Genomic DNA, 11,303 nt, shown 5'->3' on the forward strand with positions numbered 1-11,303 from the left:
CCCGCCCCCTCCCCCGCGCGCTGTCGCTGGCCGCTGCAGGCACGGCCGCCGGCGGTACGGCGGCGCTGGCCTGGGCCTCGCTCATCGAGCGCAACTGGTACGCGCTGCGCCGCGTCGAGATGCCGGTGCTCGCCCCCGGGACGGCGCCGCTGCGGGTGCTGCACGTCAGCGACCTGCACATCGTGCCGCGTCAGGAACGACGCATCCAGTGGGTGCGTCAGCTCGCGCGGCTCGAACCCGACTTCGTCATCAACACCGGCGACAACCTCAGCGACGAGCACGCCATCCCCGCTGCGCTGCGCGCGATGGGGCCGCTCATGGAGCTTCCCGGCGCGTTCGTCTTCGGTTCGAACGACTACTTCTACCCCAAGCTCAAGAACCCCCTGCGCTACTTCGACGACTCGCATGCCAAGGGCGCGGCGATGCAGACGGGTGAGTTCGACATCGCCCAGTTGCGTGACGGTTTCACCGCGGGCGGCTGGCTCGACCTCACGCATCGACGCGAGCGGGTGCGGGTGGGGGCTGACGGCGTGGCGCTGGAGCTTCTCGGCGTCGACGACCCGCACCTCGAGTACGACGACTACGCGCAGGTCGCCGGTGAGGCCGCGTCGCGCCGAGGTGAGGTGGCCGCGACGATCGGCGTCGTCCACGCGCCGTACACGCGCGTGCTCGACGCGATGACGGCCGACGGCGCGGACGCCGTCATCGCCGGTCACACGCACGGCGGGCAGCTGTGCGTGCCGTTCCACGGCGCGCTCGTGACGAACTGCGACCTCGACACCTCGCGCGTCAAGGGCGTCTCGCGCTGGTGGCCCGGCGCGTCCGGCGTCGACTCGACGCAGGCCGTGCCGATCGGGCCGGGTGCGCTCGCAACGGACGGCTCGCCCCTCGACTCCGCCGCCGAGATCGGCGAGCGCTTCGACGTCCTCGACGCCCACCGCGTGCACAACGACTCGGTCTCGCGCTCGGAGGCTACGGCGCGCGAACGGCGCCGCACCGCGCTGCCGTCGTCCGCCGCGCCCGACGACGCGGCGTGGCTGCACGTCTCCGCCGGGCTCGGACACAACAAGTACACGCCCGTGCGCTTCGCCTGCCGTCCCGAGGCGACACTCATCACGCTGACGGCGAAGGCGCACTGACGAGCCCTGCGCGGCGCGTCAGCGCAGCACGTAGCCGATGCCGGGTTCGGTGACGATCCAGCGCGGGCGGGACGGTTCGGGTTCGAGCTTGCGACGCAGCTGCCCGCAGTAGACGCGCAGGTAGTTCGACTCGCGCCCGTACTGCGGCCCCCACACGGCGCGCAGCAGTTGCTCGTGCGGCACGACGCGCCCGCGGCGGCGCGCGAGTTCGGCGAGCAGGCGCCATTCCGTCGGCGTGAGGTGGGCGGCCCCCGTCGGCCCGCTCGCCTCGTACGTCGTGAAGTCGAGCGAGAAGTCCGCGGTGACGACGGGCGCCGGGCCGGACGGTTCGGCGCCGCCTCGCCGCAGCGCGGTCCGCACGCGCGCCATGAGCTACTCGATGCCGAACGGCTTTGTCACGTAGTCGTCGGCACCCTCGTCGAGCGCCTCGACCTTGGCATCAGGCTTCCTGACGAGCCGACAGCACGATGACGGGCACGCTCGAGCTCTGACGAAGTCGGCGCAGCACCTCGACGCCGTCGAGGTCGGGCAGGCCGAGGTCGAGGACGACGAGAACGAGTGCCGCGGCGCAGCCGAGCACGATCGGCAGCCACGTCCCGTTCAACCCCATGGAAGAAGGGAAAGGACTCATCTGGGGAATTGCCCGTGAGCCGCTGGGAAAACGCTCCGAATCGTGGTGTGCGTCACGTCGAGGGTGTTGACGTCCGATCGGGCGGGACGTCGGCAAGGCCCTCGGAGGCGGTGGGTGACGCGTCGGCGCTGCCCTTGGACGTGGTGGGTGCCGCGGTGATCCACCACGGCGTCGTCCTGCCGGGGCCGTCGCCGTACTGGGCGTCGAGTTCGGCGTCGGCGCGGAGGGCGCTCGCGCGATCGGCCCGCATCCATTCGATGAAGACGGCTGCGAGCAGGGGCAGCCCGACACTCTCGGCGACGGCGAGCAGCGCTCCCCCGGCGAACTTCTGATCGAGCGAGGTGGACATGTCGCCCCTGTAGGTGGCGGCGGACGCCGCGAAGCCGGGGAAGTGCGGCATGAGCAGATCGTGGTGCGTCATGACGAGGATGCCGGGGATCGCGTCGAACAGGCCGTCGACGCAGGCGAGCAGGACGCGCACGCCGGGCCCGGCCCACGCGGGCAGCAGATCGCCGGCGAGCAGGGGCAGCACGACGATGACGCCGACGACGAAAAGGTGCACGGTGAGCACGATGCGCATCGGCGTGGAGTCGAGCGCGGCCTGCCCGTAGGGCGTGAAGAAGACGACGATGACGCTCACCATCGCGAGGATCGAGCTGACGAACGGGTACATGAGCGCCCGTCCGAGGCGCCCGCCGAGCACTCGGCGCAGCGCCGTCGACCCCGCCGCGCCCTCGATGACGTCGACGGGGCGCGCGAGCGCGAAGCCGGTCGGGATGACGGCGACGAGCAGCGCGACCTGCAGCGCGAACACCCACATGAGGCGCGTCGACCACACCTCGACAGGCCCGCACAGCGTGTAGGCGAGCGCGCCGGCGCCGAACGTCAGGAACCACGCGAGCCACGAGACGTCAGCTCGTCCGCGACGGCGTGCGCGGATCCAGGGGGCGACGTAGCCGATCGTCACGACTGCGACGAGGAGGGTGCCCCATGAGCCCGGTCGCCAGTCGGTCAGCCATGACGAGGCATGCAGTTCGTTCACAGCGGGCATTGTGCGCGCGTCGGCTGGGAGGGCGGTGAACTCGCCTCGGCGGCGGTTTCGAACGCGCTCGCGTCGCCGCGGGATCGGGCAACTGCGCACTGCGGCCACGACGCACACGGCTGGGCCCGCATTCGGACGGGTACGGCGAAGGCCCCCATCGGCGAACCGATGAGGGCCTTGCTGACGCTGGTCGGGGTGACAGGATTTGAACCTGCGACCTCGTCGTCCCGAACGACGCGCGCTACCAAGCTGCGCCACACCCCGCGACTCTCGTCGTGCGCCACCGATGCGATCGGCAGCGACACCAAACCTTACATGCCGCGGCGCGTCGGCGCTAATCGTCGGGGCACCGTCGTCACCGACGCCCTGGCGGCCCGTTCGTGAGCTACGTCATCGTGGGCGCGTCGCCACGTCCATCGGGGTGGCCAGGTGATACCATCAAGGGTCAGGGAGGAACGAACGCCAGGGGGAACAATCGTGGGCACGGACCACGACGGGCCACGCACGCCTCGCGGTCGCGGCACGGCTCGTCGCGACGGCGCCGAGACTGCAGGCCGGAGCGGGAGCGCGGCAGGCAGTCGCGACCGGAACGCAGGTCGTGGCGGCGTGCCCTCATCGAGCGATGACCTGCCCGGCTGGCTGTTCAGCGCCGACCCGCTGACGTCCCCGCCGCGATCAGCGAACGCTCCCGCAACGTCCTCTCCCGCATCTCGGGAAGCGTCCCCGAGCGCGCGCGTCAAGAACGACGCGGACACGTTGCGCGTCGAGCCATCGAGGGACGTCGTCGAGACGCCGGCGACAGCGGCGGCCTCCCGCACGACCGTCGGGCAGTCGGTCGACCGCACGAACCGAGCGGCCCGCGAGGCGAGCTCTCGGCCTCGGAGACGCCCCACGGACATGCTCGCGCCACCCCCGCGTCAGGCACCTCACCACGTGGAACGGCCGGCCCCGCCTGCTCGCGAATCCGCGGCGAGCAACGCGACGTCAGTGGACGCCGACGCGATGGACGCCACGGCAGACCCCACCACGTCGACCGACACGAGCGCCCCGTCCTCGGACGCCGCTCGCACTGACGCCACGACAGGCCCCACCACGCCGGCCGACACGAGCGCCCCGTCGTCCTCCGACGCCGTGCAACCAGCCTCCGACGCCGCGCGAGCGACCGTCGCGACTCCGCGGCGCGGCCGGCTGCCTGCCCTCGACGGCGTGCGCGCACTGGCGGTGCTGGCCGTCATGGCGTTCCATTTCCGGGTGCCCGGGTTCAGCGGCGGTTTCCTGGGCGTCGACATCTTCTTCGTGCTGTCGGGCTACCTCATCACGAGCCAGTTGTGGTCGCGCTGGCCGCTGCGCAGCATCGATCTGAAGGCGTTCTGGGCCGCTCGCGTGCGACGCCTCGCGCCCGCCGCACTGCTCCTGCTCGCCGTGACGACGCTCGTCACGGCGTGTTTCCATCCGTCCGGCCTCGCGCAGCAACTGCGCGATGCGGCGGCGGCGCTGACGTACACGTCGAACTGGTGGTACGTGTACGGCGGGCGGCAGTACGGCGACTTCGGTTCGTGGTGGTTCCTCGAACACCTGTGGTCGCTCGCGATCGAGGAGCAGTTCTACCTGCTGTGGCCGCTCGTGGTGGCGGGGGTGCTCCTCGCCGTTCGCGCCACACGAACGCGGCGTCACGTCCTGCTCGCCGTGACCATCGGCGGGGCGCTCACCTCGAGCATCGCGATGAGTGTCGGCGCCTTCGCCTCGAGCGGCCGCTGGGCCGACGACCCCACGCGCGTCTACTTCGGCACGGACACACACGTCATGGGCCTGCTCGTCGGCGCCGCCCTCGCACTGCTGCTCGACGGGCGGGGGTTCCGCTCGCGCCTCACATTCGCCCCGGCGACGACCCGCATGACGGCCGCCGGCGTCGCCGCGCTCGTCGCCGTCATCGTCGTGATGACGCAGCTCGACTTCCTCTCGATGGGTTTCTACCGCTGGGGCGGTTTCCTCGCCTTCTCACTCGTCGTGGCGGCGCTCGTGTGGGTCGTCGTCCATGACGGCCCGCTCACCCGCGCGTTGTCGTGGCGCCCGCTGCGCTACGTCGGCGACCGCTCGTACGGGCTGTACCTGTGGCACTGGCCGCTCGTGACGCTGCCGTTCGTCACCGACGCGATGGAGTCGTCGTGGCTGCTGCCCGCGATCGGGTTGAGCATCGCGACGTTCGTGCTCGCCGAACTGAGCTACCGCTACGTCGAGATGCCCGTGCGCCGCGCCGGGGTGCGCGCCTGCCTGCGTCGCGCGCGGGGCGCTGTCGTCGACCGCCATGTCGGCGCCATGGTCGCGAGTCTCGCACTCGCGGCAGCGCTCATCGTCACGGCGACACAGATCGTCGCGCACCGTCAGGGGTCGACCGAGACGACGGCACCCGCGCCCGGGATCGACGCCACGCCCACCCCGGCGCCGTCCGCCCCGCCGACGCCGGGGCACCCCGGGGCGCCGTCGACCTCGGCGAGCCCGTCGTCGTCGAGCAACACCCCCGTGGCCGGGCTCGACACCCGCGCCACGAAGCAGATGAGCATCAGCGTCTGGGGCGACTCCGTCCCCGCGTCCGTCGCGCTCAACCAGCTCCCGCACGCCTACCGCACGGTCGACAACCACGCCGCGAAGAGCCAGCAGGCGAACGCGGTGCTCGAGCAGGTCATGGCGGCTGCGAAGGCGGGGACGATCAGGAGCGACGTCGTCCTGATCCACACCGGCGACAACGGTGTCGTACCGCAGGAGATGCTCGCCAAGACCCTCGACGCGTTGAAGGACGAACGCGTCGTGCTCGTGCTGCCGAAGACCACGCTGGGCACCCAGAAGCAGGCGCTGCATGCGATCCGCGAGGCGGCGAAGGGCCGGCCGTGGGTGCACCTCGTCGACTGGTACGGCGCCTCCAAGGACCACCCCGAGTACTTCATCGACGGCGTCCACCCCACCCTCGCAGCGATGCCCGTCTACATCAGCCTCGTGCAGAAGGCCTCGAAGGCCTGACCACGACACGACTCGTCAGGCATACCTCCGTCGCGTGAACCGCGACAGATCCTGCGCGAGCCGTTCGAGCGCGTCAGCGGCGTGATGGCGACGATCCCACGCGGCGTGGAGGCGGATGCCGAGAGCGTCGCCGTCAGCGTCGCGGATCGTGAGGGGCACGAGGCCGAAGCGGGGGTCGTCGGTGAGGACGCAGACGCCGCGCCCGCTGGCCGCGACGGCCTGGGCGACGACGGGTGAGGCGAACTCCGCGCGGGGTTCGACGCCGAGCTGCTCTGCGTCGAGGGCTGCGTCGAGCACGCGGCGCGCCGAGAGGCTGCGTTCGAGCAGAAGCAGGTCAGCACCCGCGAGCTCGTCGAGGTCGACGGCATCGCGCTGCGCCCACGGATGGGTCGGCGCGACGCACGCCCACAGCGGCAGGCGCGCGACGACGCGGCTGCCCAACGCCGGGGGTGGTGCGAGCGGCGCCACGGCGAGGTCGGCTCCGCGACGCAACGTGTCGTAGACGTCGTCGACGGACGCTTCGGCGATGCTCGGCAGCGGCGCGTCGGCGGACCACGTCGCGAGCCAGGGGGCGAGGACGTCGTCGCGGGTCGTGCCGGGGCTGACGAGACGAACCCGCTGCAGACGGCCGGCTGCGACGCCGCGGGCCGCGTCACTCACGGCGTCGGCCTGGCGCAGCAGTCGACGCGCGACGGGCAGCACGTCGATGCCGGCGGAGGTGAGGCGCAGCCGCCCGTCCTCACGATCGAACAGGCGGATGCGCAGCTGCCGCTCCAACTGCTGGATCTGACGCGTGACGGCGGGTTGCCCCACGCCGAGTCGCGCCGCGCCGGCCGTCACCGTCCCGGCGTCGGCAACGGCGACGAAGCACTCGACCGCCCTCAACTCCATACCGTCCCCTTCTGCGATCTACGTCCACATCGGCGATCTACGGTCACTTTCACCGCCCTCGGCGGCCGGCCAGAGCCCATCAGCGGCCTATTCCCAACATGCATACCAATCATCGAAAATTGATATTGGACAGCATAGGCGCCAAGCCTCAGAGTGAGGGAGAACACTGATCGACCCTGGTCACTCGCACCTCGGTTCGATCCCGTACGACGAAAGGACACGGCCATGACGTCCGTCCCTCAGGAGCGCAAGCTCGTCACCGCCATCCCCGGCCCGAAGAGCCAGGAACTGCACCAGCGGACGAAGGGCGCGGTCTCCGCGGGCGTCGGCATCGGCCTGCCTGTCTACGTCGAGCGTGCGGGCGGCGGCATCCTCGTCGACGTCGACGGCAACCAGCTCATCGACTTCGGCTCCGGCATCGCCGTGACGAGCGTCGGCAACTCGGCGCCGAAGGTCGTCGAGAAGGCCAAGAACCAGCTCGACGACTTCACGCACACCTGCTTCATGGTGACGCCGTACGAGGAGTACACGGCCGTCTGCGAGAAGCTCAACGAGCTGACACCCGGTGACCACGAGAAGCGTTCGGCGCTGTTCAACTCGGGCGCCGAGGCCGTCGAGAACGCCGTCAAGATCGCGCGCGTCCACACGGGCCGTCAGGCCGTCGTCGCCTTCGACCACGCCTACCACGGCCGCACGAACCTGACGATGGCGCTCACGGCGAAGAACATGCCGTACAAGCAGGGCTTCGGGCCGTTCGCGGGCGACGTCTACCGCATGCCGATGGCGTACCCGTACCGCTGGGTCGGCAACGCCGACACGATCACTGCCGACGCCTTCGAGGCGTTCACGAGCGCCGTGCACGCGCAGATCGGCGAGCAGAACGTCGCGGCCGTCATCATCGAGCCCATCCAGGGTGAGGGCGGGTTCATCGTGCCGCCCGCCGGCTGGCTGAAGAAGGTCGCCGACTGGTGCCGCGAGAACGGCATCGTCTTCATCGCCGACGAGGTGCAGAGCGGTTTCTGCCGCACCGGCGACTGGTTCGCGTGCGACGCCGAAGGCGTTGTGCCCGACCTCATCACGACCGCCAAGGGCATCGCGGGCGGCCTGCCGCTCGCGGCCGTGACGGGCCGCGCCGAGATCATGGACGCCGTCCACGCAGGCGGCCTCGGCGGCACCTACGGCGGCAACCCCGTCGCCTGCGCGGGCGCCCTCGGCGCGATCGAGACGATGGAGTCGGAGAACCTGCCCGCGCGCGCCAAGGAGATCGAGGCGATCTTCCGCGAGCGCCTCGGCCAGATCGCCGACAGGCACGACGTCGTCGGCGACATCCGCGGACGCGGCGGCATGATGGCCGTCGAGATCGTCAAGGCCGGCACGAAGGAGTCCGACGCCGACCTGACGAAGAAGATCGCGGCCGCCGCGAACGCTCAGGGCGTCGTCACGCTGACGGCCGGCACGTACGGCAACGTCCTGCGCTTCCTGCCGCCGCTCGTCATCGGTGACGGCCTGCTGCGCGAAGGCCTCGACATCATCGCCGAAGCGTTCGACTCCGCGACTGCCTGAGCGCCTGAGCGAGCACGACCATCCACAGGCTGTGTCGGATCGCCCCGCCCCGGGCGATCCGGCACAGCCGCTTCCACAGCTGCACCCGCCGTACTCGCCGGTACACCACGAATCTGGGATAGGAAAGACACATGGACACGAAGGCTCTGATCAACGACGTGCCGAAGCAGCTGTTCGTCGACGGCGCATGGCGCGACGCGGAGGGCGGCAAGACGCTCGAGGTGACGAACCCCGCGACCGGCGAGGTCCTCGCGCGCGTCGCCGACGCCTCCCCCGCTGACGGCGACGCAGCCCTCGCCGCCGCGCACGCCGCGCAGGCGAGCTGGGCGGCCACCACACCGCGTGAGCGTTCCGAACTGCTGCGCAAGGCGTTCGAGCTGCTCATCGAGCGCACCGACGACTTCGCGGCGCTCATGACCCTCGAGATGGGCAAGCCCTTCGCCGAGGCCAAGGGAGAGGTCGCCTATGGCGCCGAGTACTTCCGCTGGTTCGCGGAGGAGGCCGTGCGCATCAACGGCACGTACCTGCCCGCCCCCGCGGGCGGATCGCGACTGCTGACGATGAAGCAGCCCGTCGGCCCGTGCCTCATGATCACGCCGTGGAACTTCCCGCTCGCCATGGGCACGCGCAAGATCGGTCCGGCGCTCGCGGCCGGTTGCACGATGGTCATCAAGCCCGCCGCCGAGACGCCGCTGACGATGCTCGCCCTCGTCGCGCTCCTCGAGGAGGTCGGCGTCCCGAAGGGTGTCGTCAACGTCGTCACGACGAGCGATTCGGGCGGCGTCATGGAGCCGCTCATTCGCGACCCGCGAGCTCGCAAGCTGACGTTCACCGGCTCGACGGCTGTCGGCCGCAAGCTCGTCGAGCAGTCGGCCGAGCAGTTGCTGCGCGTGTCGATGGAGCTCGGTGGCAACGCGCCCTTCATGGTCTTCGAGGACGCTGACGTCGACGCGGCCGTCGAGGGCGCGATGGCGGCGAAGATGCGCAACATCGGTGAGGCCTGCACGGCCGCGAACCGTCTGTATGTGCACGAGTCGGTCGCCGCGGAGTTCGGCGAGAAGTTCGCCGCGAAGATGAAGGCGATGACGGTCGGCAACGGCATGGACGAGGGCGTCACCGTCGGCCCGCTCATCACCGGCAAGGCCGTGAAGAACGTCCAGCGACTCATCGACGGTGCCGTCGCCGCGGGCGCCACGAAGGTGTGCGGCGACGAGCAGGTGCCGAGCGAGGGCAACTTCGTCGCCCCCACCGTCCTGACGAACGTGCCCGGTGACGACGACATCGTGCGCGAGGAGATCTTCGGCCCGGTCGCCGCGATCCAGACGTTCACCGACGAGGACGACGTCATCGCCCGCGCGAACTCGACGGAGTACGGCCTCGCCGCGTACTTCTTCTCGAAGGACTACTCGCGGGCGCTGCGGGTCGCCGAGAAGCTCGAGTACGGCATGGTCGGCGTCAACGTCGGCGTCATCTCGAACCCGGCCGCGCCGTTCGGCGGGGTCAAGGCCTCCGGGTTCGGCCGCGAGGGCGGCTTCCAGGGCATCGACGAGTACCTCGAGACCAAGTACGTGGGCATGGCGCTCTGAGCGCCTGCGACGAAGGGACATGTGATGAGTGAAGCCATCTACACGGTGACGAACCCGGCGACGGGTGAGGTCGAGGAGACCTTCCCCACCGCGACCGACGATGAGGTAATGGCCGCCCTCGAGCGCGCCTACGCCGCCCGCGAGCGCTGGCGCAAGGTGCCGCTCGAGGAGAAGATCGCGATCATCGAGCGCGTCGCGGCCGAGTACGACTCGCGTCAGGAGGAACTGGCGCGCATCATCGGTGACGAGATGGGCAAGCCCCACGGCGACGCGACGGGTGAGGTGTGGCTCTCGGGCGACATCCACGCGTACAACGCGAGGCACGCGCCGGAGGTGCTTGCCGACGAGGAGCTCGACCTGGGCGAGCGTGACGGGCGCGCGTACATGCGCAAGGAGCCCGTCGGCGTCATCGTCGGCGTCATGCCGTGGAACTACCCGTATTACCAGGTCGCGCGTTTCGCGGCGCCGAACCTGCTGCTCGGCAACGTCATCCTGCTCAAGCACGCGCCGCAGTGCCCGCGTTCGGCGAAGGTGATCGAGGAGATCTACCACGCCGCCGGGGTGCCGAAGGATGTCTATCAGAACCTCTACGCGACGAATGAGCAGATCGCGATGCTCATCGACGACCCGCGCGTGCAGGGCGTGTCGCTGACGGGTTCGGAGCGCGCCGGTTCGGCCGTCGGTGAGCGTGCAGGGCGCAACCTGAAGAAGGCCGTGCTCGAGCTCGGCGGCAGCGACCCGTTCGTCGTGCTGCCGGACGCCGACATCGACAAGGCTGTCGAGGACGGCATCCTCGGCCGCTTCGAGAACTCGGGTCAGGCGTGCAACGCGGCGAAGCGGTTCATCCTCATCGGCGACGAGACGTACGACAAGTTCGTGCCGAAGTTCGCCGAGGCCGTCGCCGGGTTGAAGATGGGCGACCCGCACGACGAGTCGACGAACATCGGCCCGCTCGTCACGGAGGCCGCCGCGAAGGGTATTCAGGCGCAGATCGACGACGCCGTCGACGCGGGCGCCGAGGTGGTCGTCGGTGGCAAGCGTCCTGACGGTCCGGGCGCGTACGTCACGCCGACGGTGCTCGCCGGCGTCACGCCGCAGATGCGCGCGTGGAGCGAGGAGATCTTCGGCCCCGTCGCCGTCATGTACAAGGCGGCCGACGAGGACGAGGCCGTGCGCATCGCGAACGACACGCTGTTCGGTCTCGGCGCGTCGGTGCACTCGGCTGACGTCGACGCCGCGCTGCGCGTGGCCGATCGGCTCGAGTCGGGCATGGTGTCGATCAACGAGGCCCCCGGTTCTTCGTCGGAGCTGCCGTTCGGTGGCGTCAAGCGTTCCGGTTTCGGGCGCGAGCTCGGCACGTACGGGTTCGACGAGTTCTGCAACAAGCGGATGATCCGCATCGCGGGCTGACGAAGCTCGAAGGGGCGGGGTGCACC

At 70.4% G+C, this 11,303-nt stretch carries 9 protein-coding genes and 1 tRNA gene; 5 read left to right on the plus strand and 5 right to left on the minus strand.

Features of this window, described 5'->3' with window-relative positions:
* Positions 1-20 precede the first annotated feature (20 nt).
* The gene (locus AC1RS9_RS12705) at positions 21-1,139 is read left to right on the plus strand and encodes a metallophosphoesterase (RefSeq protein WP_435575434.1); all 1,119 of its coding nucleotides are present in this window, start codon (positions 21-23) and stop codon (positions 1,137-1,139) included.
* An 18-nt stretch (positions 1,140-1,157) separates the two neighbouring features.
* On the opposite strand, the gene AC1RS9_RS12710 is transcribed toward AC1RS9_RS12705, so the two are convergent.
* The 4 genes from AC1RS9_RS12710 to AC1RS9_RS12725 all read right to left on the minus strand — a co-directional run bounded on the left by AC1RS9_RS12710 (position 1,158) and on the right by AC1RS9_RS12725 (position 3,076).
* Complete coding sequence (locus AC1RS9_RS12710) at positions 1,158-1,508, minus strand: winged helix-turn-helix domain-containing protein (RefSeq protein WP_492921743.1); 351 nt, start codon at positions 1,506-1,508, stop codon at positions 1,158-1,160.
* Between the two features lie 70 nt (positions 1,509-1,578).
* A complete protein-coding gene (locus AC1RS9_RS12715) occupies positions 1,579-1,749 on the minus strand; it encodes a response regulator (protein WP_492921745.1) in 171 nt (56 codons plus the stop codon).
* A gap of 73 nt (positions 1,750-1,822) precedes the next feature.
* Positions 1,823-2,812 carry a cytochrome c oxidase assembly protein gene (locus AC1RS9_RS12720; RefSeq protein WP_492921747.1) on the minus strand — a complete coding sequence of 330 codons (990 nt, stop codon included), beginning with the start codon at positions 2,810-2,812 and terminating at the stop codon, positions 1,823-1,825.
* Positions 2,813-2,999: 187 nt separating this feature from the next.
* Positions 3,000-3,076, minus strand: a tRNA-Pro gene (locus AC1RS9_RS12725).
* Between the two features lie 669 nt (positions 3,077-3,745).
* On the opposite strand from AC1RS9_RS12725, the gene AC1RS9_RS12730 reads away from it, so the two are divergent.
* Positions 3,746-5,827, plus strand: coding sequence for an acyltransferase family protein (locus AC1RS9_RS12730; RefSeq protein ID WP_172462988.1), 2,082 nt, complete (start codon positions 3,746-3,748; stop codon positions 5,825-5,827).
* A gap of 15 nt (positions 5,828-5,842) precedes the next feature.
* Here AC1RS9_RS12730 and AC1RS9_RS12735 read toward each other — a convergent pair whose 3' ends face one another.
* A complete protein-coding gene (locus tag AC1RS9_RS12735) occupies positions 5,843-6,718 on the minus strand; it encodes a LysR family transcriptional regulator (protein WP_062256092.1) in 876 nt (291 codons plus the stop codon).
* 225 nt (positions 6,719-6,943) lie between these two features.
* Here AC1RS9_RS12735 and gabT point away from each other — a divergent pair, with 225 nt between their 5' ends.
* The 3 genes from gabT to AC1RS9_RS12750 all read left to right on the plus strand — a co-directional run bounded on the left by gabT (position 6,944) and on the right by AC1RS9_RS12750 (position 11,277).
* The gene (gabT, locus tag AC1RS9_RS12740) at positions 6,944-8,281 is read left to right on the plus strand and encodes a 4-aminobutyrate--2-oxoglutarate transaminase (protein WP_492921749.1); all 1,338 of its coding nucleotides are present in this window, start codon (positions 6,944-6,946) and stop codon (positions 8,279-8,281) included.
* A 131-nt stretch (positions 8,282-8,412) separates the two neighbouring features.
* Complete coding sequence (locus AC1RS9_RS12745) at positions 8,413-9,867, plus strand: NAD-dependent succinate-semialdehyde dehydrogenase (protein WP_006943997.1); 1,455 nt, start codon at positions 8,413-8,415, stop codon at positions 9,865-9,867.
* A gap of 24 nt (positions 9,868-9,891) precedes the next feature.
* Positions 9,892-11,277: an NAD-dependent succinate-semialdehyde dehydrogenase gene (locus AC1RS9_RS12750; protein ID WP_492921751.1), complete on the plus strand. Its 1,386-nt coding sequence runs from the start codon at positions 9,892-9,894 to the stop codon at positions 11,275-11,277.
* Positions 11,278-11,303 lie beyond the last annotated feature (26 nt).

The sequence above is a fragment of the Dermacoccus sp. MPR-E5 genome, assembly GCF_058809565.1.